The 16,288-nt window shown below is 67.0% G+C and carries 17 protein-coding genes; 9 read left to right on the top strand and 8 right to left on the bottom strand.

The window, feature by feature from the left end:
- A complete protein-coding gene (locus tag E8L99_RS12140) occupies positions 1-384 on the top strand; it encodes a response regulator (protein WP_168201657.1) in 384 nt (127 codons plus the stop codon).
- A gap of 187 nt (positions 385-571) precedes the next feature.
- Here the strand turns inward: E8L99_RS12140 and E8L99_RS12145 are convergent, their stop codons facing one another.
- Genes E8L99_RS12145 through E8L99_RS12155 form a run of 3 tightly spaced genes read right to left on the bottom strand, consistent with a single transcriptional unit; the run spans position 572 to position 3,563 of the window.
- Positions 572-1,570, bottom strand: coding sequence for a cytochrome d ubiquinol oxidase subunit II (locus E8L99_RS12145; protein WP_137099782.1), 999 nt, complete (start codon positions 1,568-1,570; stop codon positions 572-574).
- Between the two features lie 10 nt (positions 1,571-1,580).
- On the bottom strand, positions 1,581-2,942 hold the full coding sequence (locus E8L99_RS12150; protein WP_137099783.1) for a cytochrome ubiquinol oxidase subunit I: 1,362 nt from the start codon (positions 2,940-2,942) through the stop codon (positions 1,581-1,583).
- Positions 2,943-2,975: 33 nt separating this feature from the next.
- A complete protein-coding gene (locus tag E8L99_RS12155; RefSeq protein ID WP_137099784.1) occupies positions 2,976-3,563 on the bottom strand; it encodes a GbsR/MarR family transcriptional regulator in 588 nt (195 codons plus the stop codon).
- Positions 3,564-3,708: 145 nt separating this feature from the next.
- Here E8L99_RS12155 and modA point away from each other — a divergent pair, with 145 nt between their 5' ends.
- Genes modA through E8L99_RS12170 form a run of 3 tightly spaced genes read left to right on the top strand, consistent with a single transcriptional unit; the run spans position 3,709 to position 6,055 of the window.
- Positions 3,709-4,515: a molybdate ABC transporter substrate-binding protein gene (gene modA / locus E8L99_RS12160; protein WP_391527491.1), complete on the top strand. Its 807-nt coding sequence runs from the start codon at positions 3,709-3,711 to the stop codon at positions 4,513-4,515.
- A gap of 26 nt (positions 4,516-4,541) precedes the next feature.
- On the top strand, positions 4,542-5,651 hold the full coding sequence (modC, locus tag E8L99_RS12165; protein WP_137099786.1) for a molybdenum ABC transporter ATP-binding protein: 1,110 nt from the start codon (positions 4,542-4,544) through the stop codon (positions 5,649-5,651).
- Complete coding sequence (locus E8L99_RS12170; RefSeq protein ID WP_137099787.1) at positions 5,648-6,055, top strand: DUF3574 domain-containing protein; 408 nt, start codon at positions 5,648-5,650, stop codon at positions 6,053-6,055. The genes modC and E8L99_RS12170 overlap by 4 nt, the downstream gene beginning before the upstream one ends.
- 192 nt (positions 6,056-6,247) lie before the next feature.
- Here the strand turns inward: E8L99_RS12170 and hemF are convergent, their stop codons facing one another.
- The 5 genes from hemF to E8L99_RS12195 form a co-directional block, all read right to left on the bottom strand.
- Entirely contained in the window at positions 6,248-7,168 is a 921-nt protein-coding gene (hemF, locus tag E8L99_RS12175) for an oxygen-dependent coproporphyrinogen oxidase (RefSeq protein WP_137099788.1), read from the bottom strand.
- A 51-nt stretch (positions 7,169-7,219) separates the two neighbouring features.
- Positions 7,220-8,182 (bottom strand): DUF1775 domain-containing protein, encoded by a 963-nt coding sequence (locus E8L99_RS12180; protein ID WP_137099789.1) that lies wholly within the window; start codon positions 8,180-8,182, stop codon positions 7,220-7,222.
- A 13-nt stretch (positions 8,183-8,195) separates the two neighbouring features.
- Positions 8,196-9,284 carry an energy transducer TonB family protein gene (locus E8L99_RS12185; protein ID WP_168201658.1) on the bottom strand — a complete coding sequence of 363 codons (1,089 nt, stop codon included), beginning with the start codon at positions 9,282-9,284 and terminating at the stop codon, positions 8,196-8,198.
- A gap of 69 nt (positions 9,285-9,353) precedes the next feature.
- Positions 9,354-11,459, bottom strand: coding sequence for a TonB-dependent receptor family protein (locus tag E8L99_RS12190; protein ID WP_137099791.1), 2,106 nt, complete (start codon positions 11,457-11,459; stop codon positions 9,354-9,356).
- A 65-nt stretch (positions 11,460-11,524) separates the two neighbouring features.
- On the bottom strand, positions 11,525-11,926 hold the full coding sequence (locus E8L99_RS12195; protein WP_137099792.1) for a DUF2946 family protein: 402 nt from the start codon (positions 11,924-11,926) through the stop codon (positions 11,525-11,527).
- Between the two features lie 125 nt (positions 11,927-12,051).
- Between E8L99_RS12195 and E8L99_RS12200 the strand changes: the two genes are divergently transcribed.
- From E8L99_RS12200 to E8L99_RS12220, 5 genes are all read left to right on the top strand, one after another.
- On the top strand, positions 12,052-12,441 hold the full coding sequence (locus tag E8L99_RS12200; RefSeq protein WP_137099793.1) for a winged helix-turn-helix domain-containing protein: 390 nt from the start codon (positions 12,052-12,054) through the stop codon (positions 12,439-12,441).
- A gap of 104 nt (positions 12,442-12,545) precedes the next feature.
- Positions 12,546-13,325, top strand: a complete 780-nt coding sequence (locus tag E8L99_RS12205) for a fumarylacetoacetate hydrolase family protein (protein WP_137099794.1) — start codon at positions 12,546-12,548, stop codon at positions 13,323-13,325.
- Between the two features lie 84 nt (positions 13,326-13,409).
- The gene (locus E8L99_RS12210) at positions 13,410-14,381 is read left to right on the top strand and encodes a tripartite tricarboxylate transporter substrate-binding protein (RefSeq protein WP_137099795.1); all 972 of its coding nucleotides are present in this window, start codon (positions 13,410-13,412) and stop codon (positions 14,379-14,381) included.
- Positions 14,382-14,406: 25 nt separating this feature from the next.
- Complete coding sequence (locus E8L99_RS12215; protein ID WP_137099796.1) at positions 14,407-15,291, top strand: amidohydrolase family protein; 885 nt, start codon at positions 14,407-14,409, stop codon at positions 15,289-15,291.
- A 21-nt stretch (positions 15,292-15,312) separates the two neighbouring features.
- Positions 15,313-16,284: a TAXI family TRAP transporter solute-binding subunit gene (locus E8L99_RS12220; protein WP_137099797.1), complete on the top strand. Its 972-nt coding sequence runs from the start codon at positions 15,313-15,315 to the stop codon at positions 16,282-16,284.
- Positions 16,285-16,288 lie beyond the last annotated feature (4 nt).

Consider the following 16,288-nt stretch of genomic DNA (forward strand, 5'->3'; position numbering starts at 1 on the left):
TTGCTGATCGTTGACGACGAGGCCGACGAGGCGGTGTTCCTCACCCATGGCTTTCGGGATGGCCCATCCAAGGTGCAGATCCGCCACGCCGACAATGGTGCCGACGCGCTGGACATGATCCGGTCCTTCGACCCTGACCTGGTGCTCCTCGACCTGAACATGCCCGGCATGGACGGCTTCGATGTGTTGCGTGCCATCAAGTCGGACAGCGCCACGCTGGCCGTGCCAACCTTGATCTTCTCGTCATCCGAGCGCGCTGTCGACATCGAGCGCTGCTACCGCGACCGGGCCAACGCCTATGTCGTGAAGCCCCACTCGCCGGAAGGCTATCGCCGGCTGGCCGAGAATATCGACCGGTTCTGGTTCGAGACCGCCAGGGTCTGAACGCCGCGACCATCCGCCTCAGCGGTATCTCTCCGCCCTCATCCTGAGGTGCGAGCGCGAGCGAGCCTCGAAGGACCTCTTCTCCGCCAACGGAACGCCGTTCTTCGAGGCACTGTCGCTGGCGCTCCGGTGCGCCTCAGGATGAGGAACGGATAGGGTTCACCGGAGGGGAGCCGAGCTGCACCCCTCAATCGTAGCTGAGATCGGTCGCCTTGCCGCGGAACACCGCATAGGACAGCGCCGTGTAGCCGAGGATCATCGGCAGCACGACGCAGGTGCCGATGAAGATCAGCATCAGGCTTTCCGGCGCAGCCGCCGCCTGCCAGACCGTCAGCCGCTCCGGCACCACATAGGGGTAGAAGGAATAGGCAAGCCCGGCAAAGCCCAGCACGTTGAGCATCGCCGCCGCCATGAACGGCACGCCGTCGAGATGATGGTCGGCCCGCGGCATGCGCTTCAGGAAGATCCAGATCCCCAGCACGATCGCGCCGGTCATCAGCGGGATCGGCGCCAGCGCGATGATCTCCGGGAACGAGAACCATTTGGCGAAGATGCGGGGAGAGGCGAGCGGTGTTGCGATCGACACGGCCGCGACCCCGATGGCGACCGAACCGAGGGTCAGGCGCGCCCAGCGCACGGCCTTCACCTGCAGCGCATCTTCCGTCTTCCACAGGAGCCAGGTCGAGCCGATGAAGGCATAGGCAGCGGCGAGACAGACGGCTGTCAGTGCGCCGAACAGGTGGACGAACACGCCCTCGGCAAAGCCGGTGACATAGAGCCCGAGCATGTAGCCCTGCGACAGCGCGGCCACCAGCGAGCCGCCGAAGAAGCCACGATCCCACCAGCGCTTGAACGGCGTTCCGGCCTTGGCGCGGAACTCGAAGGCAACGCCCCGCACCACCAGTGCGATGAGCAGGAACGTCACCGGCAGGTACAGCGTCGTCAGAATGACGCCATGGGCTTCGGGAAAGGCCACGAGCAGCAGGCCGACGGCCAGCACCAGCCAGGTCTCGTTGGCGTCCCAGAAGGGTCCGATGGACGCGATCATCCGGTCGCGCTCGGAGGGCTCGGCGAAGGGCAGCAGGATGCCGACGCCGAGGTCGTAGCCATCGAGGATGACATAGGCGAGGATCGAGACGCCCATCAGCACCGCGAAGGCGACTGGCAGCCAGAATGCGGGTTCCATGGCGTCCTCCTCAGGCGGGTTGCTGGGTGAGAACCGGATCCTTCAGATCCGGTTCGGCGGCATGCGGCTTGCCGGCCTTGCGCGCGAGATAGAAAATCACGCTGACATAGGCACCGAGCAGGAACAGATAGGTCGCGAGATAGGCGGCAAGCGTGGTCGCGACCATGCCGCCGGACACATTCGAGACCGCATCGGCGGTGCGCAGCACGCCGGAGACCAGGAACGGCTGGCGGCCGATCTCGGTCACGTACCAGCCCGACAGCGTCGCGACCCAGCCCGAGAAGGTCATCGCCACCAGCACCCGCTGCATCCAGGGAGCGGGCTCGCCGCGCCGCCACATCTGCCACGAGGCGAACCACGAGACGGCGAGCATGAGAAGCCCAACGCCGACCATGATGCGGAACGCGAAGAACACCGGAGCCACGGGGGGATGCGCGCCCCTGAAGTCGTTCAGGCCCGGCACCACGCCATCCGGCTTGTGGGTAAGGATGAGGCTCGCCACCGAGGGAATGGCGATCTCGAAGCGGTTGCTCCGGGTCTGCTCGTCAGGCCAGGCGAACAGGACCAGGGGCACGTTGCCGCGGGTCTCCCAATTGGCCTCCATGGCGGCGACCTTCTGCGGCTGGTGCTTCAGCGTGTTGAGGCCGTGCTGGTCGCCGGCGAAGATCTGGATCGGGATCAAAATGGCTGCCAGCACGATTCCGGTCTTCAGCGTCGCGCCAACTGCATCGCGCCGGTCGCCCCTGAGCCGCTGATAGGCCGACAGGCCGGCGATCAGGAAGGCAACCGTCAGGCCCGATGCCAGCAGCATATGGCTGAGCCGGTAGGGCATGGAGGGATTGAACACGATCGCCCACCAGTCCACCGCATGGGCAACGCCGTTGCGCATCTCGTGGCCGGCCGGCGTCTGCATCCAGGAATTGAGCGCGAGAATCCAGAAGGCCGAGAGCGTGGTGCCGAAGGCCACCAGGCCAGTCGCCAGATTGTGCAGCCAACCCGGCACCCGGCGGAATCCGAACAGCATGATGCCGAGGAAGCCGGCCTCCAGGAAGAAGGCGGTCAGGACCTCATAGGCGAGGAGCGGCCCGGCGATATTGCCGACCTTCATCATGTAGCCCGGCCAGTTGGTGCCGAACTGGAAGCTCATGGTGATGCCGGAGACGACGCCCAGCGCGAAGGTCAGCGCGAAGACCTTCACCCACAGGCGATAGGCGTCCATCCATGCCTCGTCGCGCGAGCGGACATAGCGCCACTTGAAATAGATCAGCACCCACGAGAGCGCGATCGAGATCGTGGGGAAGAGGATGTGGAACGAGATATTGGCGGCGAACTGGATGCGCGCCAGCAGGAAGGGGTCTAGAGCGGTAAACATGGGGGAACAGGCCTCTAGCGGGGGGAGCAGGCACTAGGTCGTGGGCACATCGGCGCGAGCCGCTTTCGTCTTGCCGCCCGGCAGCGAGAACAGGCGATCCTTCATCTCGAGGACCTTCACCACCTTCGAGCCGAGGGTCAGCAACTGCACCAGCCGCTCGGTCTCCAGCTTCTCGATCTCGGCATACCAACCGGTGAGGAGCTCGATCAGCTCATGCATGTCCTTCATCCGGCCCTGCGCATGCTGCTCCTCGTCAGAGGCCGGCGCCTGCATCAGCAATTCGCGCAGCACGGTCAGCGTCGGGTCGATCTCGCGTTTCTTGCGCTCGGCCACCAGGGTGCGGACGATCGCCCACACATCGTCAGGCGTGGAGAAGAAGTCGCGCCGGTCACCGGGAACGTGCTTGAGGCGCACGAGGTTCCAGGCCTGCAATTCCTTCAGGCCCATCGAGACATTGGAGCGCGAGACACCGAGCCGCTCGACCAGATCGTCGGCGCAAAGCGGACGGTCGGCGGCAAACAGCACCGCGTAGATCTGGCCGACGGTGCGGTTGATGCCCCAGCGCGAGCCCATCTCGCCGAAATGGAGCACGAAGGCCTGGATCAGAGGGGGAAGGTTCATCGGGGGATGCTTTCCAATTTTCAGGAATTACTGAAATGACGGAATGGGCAGGATGTCAAGCGACGCGGTGTCACGGCTGCGTGTCGGGCTCCCTCGATCCGGCTGGACACGATGTCAGATGCGCTATATCCATTCAGCTATAACGATGGAGGCCAGGATGGTTTGGGCAAAGGCAACACGCCGGCTGGTACTGGGCCTTGCCATCACGGGGCTGGCCTGCCTGCCTGACGCAAGGGTTGTCATCGCGCAGGAAGTGCGCCCCGTCCTGGTCTTCGCCGCGGCCAGCCTGCAGACGGCCCTCAACGCCATTGGCGCTGAATGGCAGAAGGAAACCGGCAGGCGCGTATCGTTCTCGTTTGCCGCCTCCTCCGCGCTCGCTCGCCAGATCGAGCAGGGCGCGCCAGCCGACATCTTCGCTTCCGCCGATCTCGAGTGGATGGACTGGGTTCAGCAGCGAGCCCTCATCAAGCCGGCGACGCGCACCACGCTGCTCGCCAACAGCCTGGTGTTGATCGCCGCCAAGGACGACCCGGTCCAGCTCGTGATCGCCCCCGGCTTCGCGCTCGCCGCCGCCATCGGCTCGTCCAGGCTTGCCACCGGCGATCCGCGCGCCGTACCGGTCGGCCGCTACGCGCAGTCGGCACTCACCGCACTCGGCGTCTGGGACGCGGTCTCTCCCAGGATTGCGGGCGCCGACAATGTCCGCTCCGCCCTGGCGCTGGTCGCGCGCGGGGAAGCGCGCTTCGGCATTGTTTATGCAACCGATGCGAAGGTCGAGCCGCGCGTGCGGGTGGTTGGCACGTTTCCGGCGGGGAGCCATCCGGCCGTGGCCTATCCCTTCGCGCTGACGGCCAGTTCCAGCTACCCGGATGCTACCGCCTTTCTCGCCTACTTGCGTTCGCCTGCGGCAAGCCGGATCTTCGAGGCCGAGGGGTTCACCCTTGTGCGATAGGACGCGGTGATGAGCGGTCGAGGCCGATGATCTCCTTTGACTGCTGCTGGCAGCGCCCGGATTTCCGCTTCGAGGCGGCCTTCGAGGCCGGCGCTGGCATCACCGCGCTGTTCGGGCCGTCCGGGTCGGGAAAGTCGACGGCGATCCGCCTGATCGCCGGTCTCGACCGTCCCGATCGCGGCCGCATAACGCTCGACGACACCGTCCTGCTCGATACGGCTGCTGGCACCGACGTGCCGCCCCATGCCCGCCGCATCGGCCTGGTCTTTCAGGACGCGCTGCTGTTTCCCCATCTCTCGGTGAAGGCCAACCTTACCTATGGCCGCTGGTTCACCGATAAGGCCGAGCGGCGCATCGGCTTCGATGCGGTGATCGAGGTGCTGGGGATTGGCCATCTTCTGGACCGGCGTCCGGCCACTCTTTCCGGCGGCGAGCGCCAGCGCGTCGCCATCGGCCGTGCGCTGCTCACATCGCCGCGCCTCCTGCTGATGGACGAGCCGCTGGCCGCCCTCGACGAAGCCCGCAAATACGAGATCCTGCCGTTCATCGAGCGCCTGCGCGACGAGTTCGCACTGCCGATCCTCTATGTCAGCCACGCGGTCGAGGAGGTGACGCGGCTTGCGTCGCGCGTCGTCCGGTTCGAAGCCGGGCGCGTGGTTGCAACAGGAACGCCGTCGGAGGTTCTGGCTGCCGTGGGCCTGGGCTCCACGGCCGAGAGGCTGGCGGCGCTCTCGCTGGTCACCGGGACCATTGCCCGCCACAGGCCGGATTTCGCCGTGACCGAGATCGCCCATCCCGCCGGCACCCTGACTGTTCCGGGTCTCGTCGGCAGTCTCGGCCAGACGCTGCGGGTGGCGATCCGCGCAACCGATGTGGCGCTGGCCGTCGGCCATCCCGGGCAGGTCAGCGTGCGCACCCAGCTCGCCGGCACCATTGCGGCCGTCGATGCGGGCGAGGGGCCCGCTGCCATGGTGACGATCGCGCTCGCTGGCGGTGAGCGCCTGGTCGCTTCGGCCACGCGGCTGGCCCTCGCCGATCTCGGCCTCGATGTCGGAGACCGCGTGACGGCTCTGGTCAAATCGGTCGCGATCGACGAGCGTGGCCTCTCGCGCATCGGCACGGGAACGACAGGATGAGGCTCTGGATCTGGCCCTTGCTGGGCGTGCTGCTGGCTGGTTGCGTCATCACAAGCGATCCGGAGTGCCCGCCGGGCGGCCGCCCGCGTCTCGTCGCCGAGCTCCTGTTCGGCCGCAACATCAACGATCGGCTCGGTGTGTCGGAAGGCGATTTCCGCGCCTTCACCGATCACGAGGTGACCCCGCGCTTTCCCGCGGGTTTCACGGTCACGGATGCGCGGGGGCAGTATTGCGACAGCGCGCGCGGCGTCATCGTTCGCGAGCCGAGCAAGGTCCTGATGATCGTGCTGGAGGAGCCGGCCCGCGACCTGCCGCGCCTCGCCGAGATCGCCGAGGCTTACAAGCGGCGGTTCAGCCAGCAAGCGGTCGGCATCGTGACGCGGCGCGCCTGCGCGGCGTTCTGAACCCCAGCCTCACGGCCATTTCACCACGGGCGGGTTGCCACTTTCGTCATGCCCGCCCTTGTGGCGGGCATCCACGTCTTTGAGTTCCGCTCGCTGAGGGGAAGTCGTGGATGGCAGGCACAAGGCCTGCCATGACGCGGATGGTGCAGTCCGGAACCGGGCATCACCCTTCCGTTTCGATCCACCCCGGCCTCAGGGCCATTTCACCACGGGTGGCATGGACGAGAGGATGCTCTCGACATTGCCGCCGGTCTTCAGGCCGAAGATCGTGCCGCGGTCGTGCAGCAGGTTGAACTCGACATAGCGCCCGCGCCGGATGAGCTGCTCGTCGCGGTCGGCCTCGGTCCAGGCCGTGCCGAAATTGCCGCGCACCAGCGCCGGATAGATCTCCGCGAAGGCCGTCCCGACGTTCTGCGTGAAGGCGAAATCGGCATTGCGGTCGCCGGTGTCGAGATAGTCGAAGAAGATGCCGCCGATGCCGCGCGGTTCATTGCGGTGCTTGAGGAAGAAATAGTCGTCGCACCAGGCCTTGTAGCGGGCGTAGTCGGCTATTTCGTGCGCGGCACAGGCCTTCTCCATTGCCGCATGGAAGGCGATGGTATCAGGATCGGTCTGGGTCCGCCTGCGGTCGAGCACAGGGGTGAGATCGGCGCCCCCGCCGAACCAGGCCCGCGTCGTGACGACCATGCGGGTGTTCATGTGCACGGCGGGCACGTTCGGATTGCGCGGGTGGGCGATCAACGAGATGCCCGAGGCCCAGAAGCTAGGATTGTCGCTGGCGCCGGGGATCTGCCCGCGGAATTCCGGTGCGAATTCGCCATGCACGGTCGAGACGTGGACGCCGACCTTTTCGAACACGCGGCCGGTCATCATGCCCATGACGCCGCCGCCGCCCTTGGCGCCGGAATGGTCGGTGCGCGACCAGGGCTTGCGGGTGAAGCGGCCCGGCGGCAGGTCCGAATGGACGGTGCCCGAGGGCAGGTCGTCCTCGAGCGCCTCGAAGGCCGCGCAGATGCGATCGCGCAGCGATTCAAACCAGGCCTTCGAGGCGGCCTTGCGCGCCTCGAGGTCGAACGGCAGGGGCGAGGGATCGGGGCGGGGCGTCTGGCTCATGGCGACGGGTCTAACCCCGCCGCCATTCCGCATCAAGCCGACGCAGTGACCTCAGTGGTGGTGATGGCCGCCGGCGGCGGCGCCTGCAGGCGCGCCCGCGCCGATCGCATTGATCGCGAAATCGAGCTCGACCGAACCGGCCTTCTCGAACACCAGCGTCGCCTTGAAGCTCTGTCCCTGGGCGAGCGGCCGGGTCAGGCCCATCAGCATGATGTGCAGGCCGCCGGGCTTCAGCTCCACCGTCTGGCCGGGAGCGATCACGATCCCATTGGCCAGCGGACGCATGGTCATCACGCCATTGGTGGTCGCCATCTCGTGGATCTCGACCCGCTCGGAGACGCTGGTTGCGCCGCTCACCAGCCGGTCGGGCTCGGTGCCAGTATTGGTGATGCGGACGTAACCACCGGCAACGCGGGCGCCGCCGGGCGTGGCCCGTGACCAGGGCTGCTCGATGCGCAGGTTGCCGACGCGCACCGCAGGCGGGGCGCTCGGGGCTGCCGCCAGCACAGTCAGCGACGGAGCCGGGCTTGCCAGATGCGCCGTAGCGCCGGGAGCCGGAACCTCAACCCAGCGGTTCTCGCCATTGGCGCAGGTCTGCACCACCGGGAAATAGAGCGGGCCGGCCGGGACGCTGGCATCAATCTGGCCGACGAGCACGAATTCCTCGTAATGCTCGTTCGGCAGGTTGCCGCCGGACCAGGTGATCTCGCGCGCGCCCTGGCGGATTTCGCGGCCATGCGACGAATAGACCTTGGCATAGGCGCCATTGGTGATCGCCAGCGTCCAGCCGGTCTTCGGCTGCGGCCGGGCCGAGATGAAGCCCTCCGGCAGGGTCACGCGGACCGATGTGGTCGGCTCGCGACCGCAGCCATGGGGCACGCCGAGCACGGCCTTGTAATAGCTGCCGGCGGGCGCCTCACGACGCTCCAGCGTCACATGGGCGGAAGCGGCGGTGGCGGCGAGGCCGAGGCCTGCGAGGGCGAGCGAGAAGGCTGTCTTGCCAGTGATCGTCATGGCGATCTCCTTGTCAGCGGAAATTGATGGGCACGGTGAGGGACATGCTGCCGGGAGCGAACTCGCTCGGCAGCGGCGGGAAGGGGGAAGCGCGCCGGACCATGGCGGTCGCGGCCTGATCGATGGCGGCCACGCCCGAGGATCGAGCCAGCGACACGCCGGTCGCGGCGCCCGAGCGCAGGATGGCGAAGGAGACGACGGCGCGACCATGCTCACCCGAGCCGGCGGGTTTGGCGCGGTGGAGCTGGGCGATGACCAGCGCGAGATAGCTTGGCGGCGGCGTCGATGTGCGCTGGCTCTGTTCGGAGGACACGCCGCGCCCGGCCGATGCCGTGGAAGGCGCAGCGGCAGCACGCACCGGCGGGCGGCGCTCGGCCCGCTCGACAGGGCGGCGCACTTCGCGGGGCGGTTCGCGCCGCGGCGGAACAGTCGCGACACGACGGGGCTGGACCACCGGCGGCGGTCGTTGCACGACCGGCTTCGGTTCCGGAGGTTTGGGTTCGGGGGGCGTTGGCGGAATGAGCTCGGCCGGCAGCGGCAATTCGGCGACCGGGGGCGGATCCAGAACGATCTCGGGCGGCGGTTCCGGCACGGGCGGTGCCTCGGCCATCTGCTGCTCGACGGGCGGCGGCTCCTCGACGGGCGGTGGCGGTGTCTCGACGACCGGCTCGGGCGGCGTCGGTTGGGCCTCGGCCTGGGGCTCGGCCACCGGTTCCGGCGAGGCCTCGGCGGCAGGCGCGGGCGGCGGTTCGGCCGGTGCCACGAGCTCGATATCGACGGAGGGCAATTCCATCGCCTGTGGCGGTTTCGGCTCGAACATGTAGAACGCCGCCGCCGCCACCGAGGCGTGGATCAGAGCGGAGAGGAGAGCGCCCCAGGGGGCGAGGCGCATGGCGGCAGGCGCGATCTGCCAGGACTCGGGCTTGATCGTGAGGGCTGGCGCCAGATTTTCGTCGGCGGTTGCTCCCGGCACCAGGACGGGCAGGGGACCCTGACCCTCCCCCATCAGGTCGGCCGGCCGCAGGGCAAACAACGCGCGCAGGCTCTCGTCCACCGGGGCGGTGGCGTCGGGCACTGCTGCTGCTGCGGCGTCGGCAAACATGCTGCGGATGGGCTCCATCGGAGGGAGCCGCCAGCCCGCGAGGACTGGCGGCATTGTGATATTATTACATTAGAACTGGTAGCGCACGCCCCCATAGATCGAGCGGCCCGTGCCCGGATAATAGCCAGCCGCCGTCGTGTTGTTGTTCACCACCGGGCTGATGTCGCTGATGTAGCGGCGATCGAGCAGGTTGCGGGCGTCGACGAACAGGGTCGCATTGTTCGGCAGGTTGACGCTCGCCTGCAGGCCCAAGAGCCAGTAGCCGCCGACCTTGAACGTGTTGCGATAGTCGACGAAGGCCCCTTCCGGGACGATGTCGACGGTCGGCGTCACGCTGAACTGGGGATGCGTGTAGGTCAGCGCCGTGCGCAGCACGTGGGTCGGGACGACCGGCAGGCGGTTGTTGCCATAGGTCGGGTCATTGACCATCCGGAAGTCCGAATACGTCCAGACCTGGCGGAGCGTCAGCTTGTCGTCGGCCGAGGCCAGATTGTTGAACAGGTCGACGCTGCCGGCGAATTCCACGCCCTGCAGGCGGGTGTGGGGCGCGTTGAAGGTGGCGGCGGGAATGCTGGCCGCCGGGTTAACGCCGAACTGCAGCAACTGGTTGCGGACATCCGAGGAATAGACGACTGCCTCCCAGCCGAACCGGCCCGAGCGGCCACGCGTGCCGATCTCGAAGGTTGTCGCAGTCTGTGCCTTGAGGCTCGACTGGAAGGTGGAGATGCCGAGCGAGTTGCTCTGCACCAGGTCGGAGAAGTCGGGCAGGTCGGCGCTGCGGGTGACGTTGGCGAAGACCTGAATGTTCTTCACCGGCTCCCACAGCACGCCGACGCGCGGATTGACGCCGCCATAGGTGATCGTCTGGTTGATAAAGGCGATGTTGGCGTTGTTGAGGTTGGTTCCGCCATTGAAGCTGCGCTCCGACTGGAACAGCTTGGCCCCAGCCGTGATGGCAAAAGTCGGCAGCACGAAGAACCGGTTCTCGAACCAGGCTTCGTAGTTGCGCGAGGTCTGGCGGGCATTGGTCGTCAGCACGCCGCGCGTGGCATTGCCGAGATTCTGGTACTGCAGTGCGTCATTGGTGCCGTTGAAGATGCGCGCGCCGATGACGACATCGTTGCGGAAGCCGCCGAGATTGAACGAGCCGTTGAACCGGGGCGAGATGCCATAGGTCCAGCCATCCTGGTCCAGCACCTGGAAGATCGGGTGGTTCAGGTGCTTGTGAACGACGAAGCTGGTGATATCCAGCTGGCCTGAATCGAGCTTGAAGCTCGTCACATTGGCGAAGCGCTGGACATAGGTGTTGCGCGCCTGGTCGCCTGAGACCGCGCCCGCATTGGCCATGCGCGGATTGGTCATGGCCTGGTTGTAGGTCAGCGTGCCCGGCAGCTTCACGTCGGTGTAATAGGCGCCCGCATAGAAGCGCGTCTCGACCCGGTCGGAGAAGCGATAGCCGGCATTGGCGTTGAAATGGCCGAGGTTCTGCTGCTCGTGGGCTCGCCAGCCGTCGGAATGGGTCACCGTCCCGCCGACATGGAAATCCCAGTTGCCGATGACGCGCGACACCTCGCCATGGGCGCGGATCGTACCGAAAGAGCCGCCATCGATGCGGAAGATGTTGGGGGCCGCCGCCGTATAGGCGGTCGGCGTGACGAAATTCACCGCGCCGCCCAGCGTGGAAGCGCCGAAGGGCAGGGCATTGCCGCCGCGGAACACTTCGATGGCCCTGAGCCCCATCGGGTCGATCTGGTAGAAGTCGCCCGAGCCATCCGCGAGGTTGGTCGGAATGCCGTCCTGCAGGATCTCGACGCCGCGCGTGTGGAAGGCGCGCGCGATGCCAGAACCGCGGATCGAGAGGCGGATCTCCTGGCTGTAGCGGTTCTGCACGAAGACGCCGGGGCTCTCCTGAAGCACGTCGCGCAGGTTGCTGGCGTAGGTGTTGCGATAGGTCTGCGCGTCGATGAACGACACAGCGCCGGCGGTGGAGTTCACCTGTTCGCGCTGGCGGTCGACCCCGGGCTGGGTGAGCGAGCCACCGCCTGCGCCGGAACCGGCCGGGCGACCATCGACGTCGATCTGGGGAAGCTCAAGGCTCTGAGCGAAGGCCTGAGGTGCTGAAAGAATGGCAAGACCCGTCAGGGCCGCCCGGAGGATTCTGGACATGGGGAACATTCAACGCTGGATGAGATCATGCGCGGGGCCGGCTCACGCCGGTCAGCCCGCTGGCTGGACATCACTCAGGCGGTGAAAGGTGGTGCTCGCGGCGATCGCGTCCCGAGCCAGCCAGTAAAGGCATAGGGCGGCAGGATCGCGTCATAGGTCCTGACGAAGATCGTAGCAGTGGCGACCGGCTCGACCGTGACGCTGGCGGTAACCTCGGCGGCGGCCGGTGCAACGCTGATGCCCGAGCAGAGCAGGCAATGATCGGCCGCCAGCGGCTTGTGGGCCGGCACCGATCCGTCGTCGCGAACGGTGGTCATGCCCTCCATCGTGCAGAGCACGAGAAGGCCGCCGGGGGCCGCAACCGCCGAGGAATGGCTGACCGCTCCCAGAAGACCTGTCGCCGCGATGACATAGGCCATGGCCGCCACCACGAGGGTGCGCACATGCCGATATCGGGCGCTGCGAAAGAGGTTCATGGTCTTGATGTGCTCCGGTGTGAAACAGGAGTCAATTGTCTCTTGGGCATCAGTGCTTTTCATCTCAACCTTGCTGGTGGACGGCAGTATGCTTGCCCCCTCCAAGGCTGTTGGACAGGCGATCAATGACTCCCGACGACCCGAAGGTTCCGCCGCGCCGCCGCCTCGCCGACGCGCGCCCACGCATCCGCATCGTGTTCGGCGAAGGCCTGCGCCTCGGCCCGGGCAAGATCGAACTGCTGGAGGCGATCGACAAGACAGGCTCGATCTCGGCGGCGGGACGGTCTCTCGGCATGTCCTACCGGCGGGCCTGGCTCTTGGTCGATGCGATGAACACCATGTTTGCAAGCCCGGTGACCACGGCAGCGGCCGGCGGCGCGCAGGGCGGCGGCGCACATATTACCGACTTCGGCCGGCGCCTGATTCTCGCCTACCGGTCGGTCGAGCGGAAGACCGGCGAACTCGTGCAGCAGGAACTCGCTGATCTGGACGGGGACATGGGCCCCGCGCCCTGATTGCGAAACCGTGATCACGCGGGGGCCTGCGTCCGGTCCTGTGGGCTTGGCATGTCTCCATGCCCATGCTTGTCTCAGCCGCATAACAAACTGGGAGGTTCACCATGGCCGCTTCGCGTCGCCATTTCATCGCCGGATCGGCGGCCGCAGCCGCCGGCTCGCTTGCCACGCCGGCCGCTGCCCAGGCCGCAAAGCCGGTCTTCGCGGTGGCGCAGACCACCATCCCGATCGTCGGCACGACGGATGTCTTTCCGGTCCGCCGCATCTATTGCATCGGCCGCAACTACGCGGCTCATGCCCGCGAGATGGGGTCTGATCCGACCCGGGAGCCGCCCTTCTTCTTTCAGAAGCCGACCGACGCGATCCAGTTCGTTGCCCCCGGCACGGTCGCCGACCATCCCTATCCGACGCTGACCAGCAACTACCATTACGAGGTGGAACTGGTTGCAGCGTTGAAATCCGGCGGTCGCGACATTCCGATCGAGAAGGCGCTCGACCATGTCTATGGCTATGCGCTGGGCCTCGACATGACCCGCCGCGACCTGCAGCGCGCCATGGGGAACGAGAAGAAGCCGTGGGAAATCGGCAAGAGCTTCGATCGCTCCGCGCCGATCGGGCCGCTCCACAGGGTGGAACAGGTCGGCCATTTCGCCGATGGAGCGATCTCGCTCGCGGTCAATGGCACGGTGAAGCAGAACGCCACGCTGAAGCACATGATCTGGTCGGTGGCCGAGCAGATTTCCCGGCTCTCCGCCGCCAACGAGCTGTTTGCCGGCGACATCATCTATTCCGGCACCCCGGAAAATGTCGGTCCGGTGGTCAAGGGCGACGTGATCCTCTGCAAGCTCGACAAGCTGCCGGACCTGTCGATCAAGATCGTCTGACGCGTCACGCATGAACAACGACCGGCGGGGCCATGCATCCCGCCGGCGCAAGCGGCCAATGCGCCGCATTCCAGGAGGACGTCCATGATCCGCGCACTCGCGCTCGCCGGCCTTGCCTTGTCTGCTCTCGCCGGGCCACTCCATGCCCAGGCCTTCCCGTCGCGCGCCGTGACCATGATCGTGGTCTTCGCGCCGGGCGGCCCGACCGATGTGCTCGCCCGCATCGTCGCCGACCACATGAGCCGCACGCTCGGCCAGCCCGTGGTGATCGAGAATGCCGCCGGTGCCGGCGGGACGCTCGGCGGTGGCCGCGGCGCGCGCGCCGCACCCGACGGCTACACGCTCACCGTCGGCAGCCTCGGCAGCCATGCGGCGGCGCCCTCGCTGTACAAATCCATGCCCTACGATCCGCGCGAGCTGGAGCCGGTCGGTGTCATCGCCGGCACGCCCGGCTATGTCGTTGTGCGCAAGGAATTCCCCGCGCAGACCTTCGCCGAGCTGATGGCCTATATGCGCGCCAATCCCGGCAAGGTGACGCTCGGCCATGCCGGTGTCGGCTCGACGCCGCATCTCGGCTGCCTGTTCCTCGAATATCTGACCGGTCAGAAGACCCTGCAGACGCCGTATCGCGGTTCGGGTCCGGCGATGAACGATCTCGTCGCCGGCCACATCGACCTGATGTGCGATCTCGCGCCCACGGTGGTCCCGCAGATCCAGGCCGGGACGATCCGCGGCCTGATGGTCGCCCAGCCCGAGCGCCTGAGCGTCACCCCCAATGTGCCGACCTCGCGCGAGGCGGGGCTGGAGCGCTATCTGTTCACCGGCTGGAATGCGATTTTCGCGCCGAAGGACACACCGAAGCCGGCGATCGAGGTGCTGTCGCGCGCGCTGCAGGCAGCGCTCGCCGATCCAGCCGTGCGCGCCAAGATCCAGGAGATCGGCTCGCTGCCGCCAAAGCCCGAGGAGCAGACGCCGGACCATCTGCGCCAGCTGGTGCGCGCCGAGGTCGATCGCTGGGCACAGGTGATCAAGGCTGCCGGCGTCGAGCCGCAATGACCGCAACACCGCATCGGATGTCCGCATGACCGAGACCAGCATTCCCTTCTGCGCCGCCTATGATCCGTCGCCCCGCGCGCCGGCCTTCAAGGCGCCGCCGAAATCCTGCGACACCCATGCCCATGTCTTCGGGCCGGCGGACCTCTATCCCTATTCGCCGAAGCGGGGTTACACGCCTCCGGATGCGAGGCTCGCGGCCTATCAGCACCTCCATCAGGTGCTCGGCATCGAGCGGGCAGTGCTGACCCAGCCCAGCGTCTATGGCACCGACAACCGCGCGATCCTCGATGTCGTTGCGACCGATCCCAAACGCTATCGAGCGGTGGTGGCGGTCGGCCGCGATGTGACCGATGCCGAGCTGAAAGCGCTCGACAAGGCGGGCGCCCGCGGCATCCGCATCAATCTTGTCGACAAGGGCGGCATGCCTTTCGACACATGGGACGATTTCGAGGCGGTGGCGAAGCGCATCGCCGATCTCGGCTGGCACGTGGAATTCCTGGTCCACGTCCATTCCTTCGAGGGCCTGACCGAGAAGCTCCGGCGTCTGCCGGTCGACAGCGTCATCGGGCACATGGGCTATATGGCGACGGGGGAGGGGCTCCAGAACCCGGCCTGGCGGCGCTTCGTCGATCTGGTCGCCGAAGGCCGCACCTGGGTCAAGCTCACCGGACCCTATCGGATCACAGCCGAGAAGCAGGCGCCCTATCCCGACGTCGTGCCATTTGCCCGCGATCTCGTTGCGGCGCGGGCCGACCGCATCATCTGGGGCACCGACTGGCCGCACCCAGCGTGCAAGATTGCCATGCCCAACGATACCGACCTGTTCGATCCGCTGACCGAATGGGTGCCGGATGCACCCACCCGCCACGCCGTGCTGGTCGACAATCCCGCCCGTCTCTACGGGTTCTGACGCCATGAAGGAGCGACTGCCATGCCAAGTGCTTCGCCGTCCCGCCGTTCCTTCACCCTCGGCTCGCTGGGGGCAGCCGTGACGTTTGGCTCAGCCGGGGCCCAGCAGCCGCCGGCAAAGCTGGTGCTCGGCACCGCCACGCCCGGCGGCGGTTTCCCGCTCTTTGGCGCGGCTGTCCAGGCCGGCGTGCAGGAGGCCGATCCCACCCTGACGCTGGAGACGATCAACACCAAGGGCAGCACCGAAAATGTGCCCCTGCTGGAGGCGGGCCGCATCGATCTTGGCCTCTGCACCGGCGAAGTCGCCTATGAGGCGATGGCGGGCATCGGGCGGACGGCCTCGGGCGTGCGCATCGCCGCCGCCATGTATCCGACCGCCGGCATGTTCGTGGCGCGTGGCGACAATCCCGCCCGTACGATCCGCGATCTCGTCGGCAAGCGGGTGATCTTCGGCGCGCGGGGCTCGGGGCTCGTCGTGCTGGCCCGCTATGCCCTCGACGGCCTGGGGCTCGATCCCGACAAGGATTTCACGCCGGTCTATCTGGAACGCGCCGGCGATGGTCCGGCCATGGTGCTGGACGGCTCGGCCGCGGCGCTCTGGGGTGGCGGTATCGGCTGGCCGGGCTTCGAGACCGTCGCCAAGGGGCCGCAGGGCGCGCGCTTCATCGTGCCGGACGCCTCCGAGATCGACCGGATCACCACGAAACACGCGTTCCTCAAGCGGCTTTCCATGCCTGCCGGTGCCTATCCGGGAATTGCGGCGGACCTGCCGTCTGTGGGCTCGTGGAGCGTCATCCTCGCCCGTCCTGGCCTTGATGACGCTCTGGCCTACCGCTTCGCGAAGGCGCTGCATCAGGCCGAAGGCGGGCTCGGCCGTCGCCTGGCTCAGGCCGCGGCGACGACTGCGCGCAACACGCTCGCCGCCGCGCCGAAGCCTGACTTCATCCATCCCGGTGTCGTCCGCTACCTCCGGGAAGCGGGGATCACCGGCTGAGGGC

The sequence above is a fragment of the Phreatobacter aquaticus genome (assembly GCF_005160265.1).
Taxonomy (GTDB): domain Bacteria; phylum Pseudomonadota; class Alphaproteobacteria; order Rhizobiales; family Phreatobacteraceae; genus Phreatobacter; species Phreatobacter aquaticus.

What these genes read in the sequence shown, in the direction of transcription:
- E8L99_RS12145 (WP_137099782.1), bottom strand. Translation starts at nt 1,570, where the DNA reads ATGGAACCCGCATTCTGGCTGCCAGTCGCCTTCGCGGTGCTGATGGGC.
- E8L99_RS12150 (WP_137099783.1), bottom strand. Translation starts at nt 2,942, where the DNA reads ATGTTTACCGCTCTAGACCCCTTCCTGCTGGCGCGCATCCAGTTCGCC.
- E8L99_RS12155 (WP_137099784.1), bottom strand. Translation starts at nt 3,563, where the DNA reads ATGAACCTTCCCCCTCTGATCCAGGCCTTCGTGCTCCATTTCGGCGAG.
- modA (WP_391527491.1), top strand. Translation starts at nt 3,709, where the DNA reads ATGGAGGCCAGGATGGTTTGGGCAAAGGCAACACGCCGGCTGGTACTG.
- modC (WP_137099786.1), top strand. Translation starts at nt 4,542, where the DNA reads ATGATCTCCTTTGACTGCTGCTGGCAGCGCCCGGATTTCCGCTTCGAG.
- E8L99_RS12170 (WP_137099787.1), top strand. Translation starts at nt 5,648, where the DNA reads ATGAGGCTCTGGATCTGGCCCTTGCTGGGCGTGCTGCTGGCTGGTTGC.
- hemF (WP_137099788.1), bottom strand. Translation starts at nt 7,168, where the DNA reads ATGAGCCAGACGCCCCGCCCCGATCCCTCGCCCCTGCCGTTCGACCTC.
- E8L99_RS12180 (WP_137099789.1), bottom strand. Translation starts at nt 8,182, where the DNA reads ATGACGATCACTGGCAAGACAGCCTTCTCGCTCGCCCTCGCAGGCCTC.
- E8L99_RS12185 (WP_168201658.1), bottom strand. Translation starts at nt 9,284, where the DNA reads ATGTTTGCCGACGCCGCAGCAGCAGCAGTGCCCGACGCCACCGCCCCG.
- E8L99_RS12190 (WP_137099791.1), bottom strand. Translation starts at nt 11,459, where the DNA reads ATGTTCCCCATGTCCAGAATCCTCCGGGCGGCCCTGACGGGTCTTGCC.
- E8L99_RS12195 (WP_137099792.1), bottom strand. Translation starts at nt 11,926, where the DNA reads ATGAACCTCTTTCGCAGCGCCCGATATCGGCATGTGCGCACCCTCGTG.
- E8L99_RS12200 (WP_137099793.1), top strand. Translation starts at nt 12,052, where the DNA reads ATGACTCCCGACGACCCGAAGGTTCCGCCGCGCCGCCGCCTCGCCGAC.
- E8L99_RS12205 (WP_137099794.1), top strand. Translation starts at nt 12,546, where the DNA reads ATGGCCGCTTCGCGTCGCCATTTCATCGCCGGATCGGCGGCCGCAGCC.
- E8L99_RS12210 (WP_137099795.1), top strand. Translation starts at nt 13,410, where the DNA reads ATGATCCGCGCACTCGCGCTCGCCGGCCTTGCCTTGTCTGCTCTCGCC.
- E8L99_RS12215 (WP_137099796.1), top strand. Translation starts at nt 14,407, where the DNA reads ATGACCGAGACCAGCATTCCCTTCTGCGCCGCCTATGATCCGTCGCCC.
- E8L99_RS12220 (WP_137099797.1), top strand. Translation starts at nt 15,313, where the DNA reads ATGCCAAGTGCTTCGCCGTCCCGCCGTTCCTTCACCCTCGGCTCGCTG.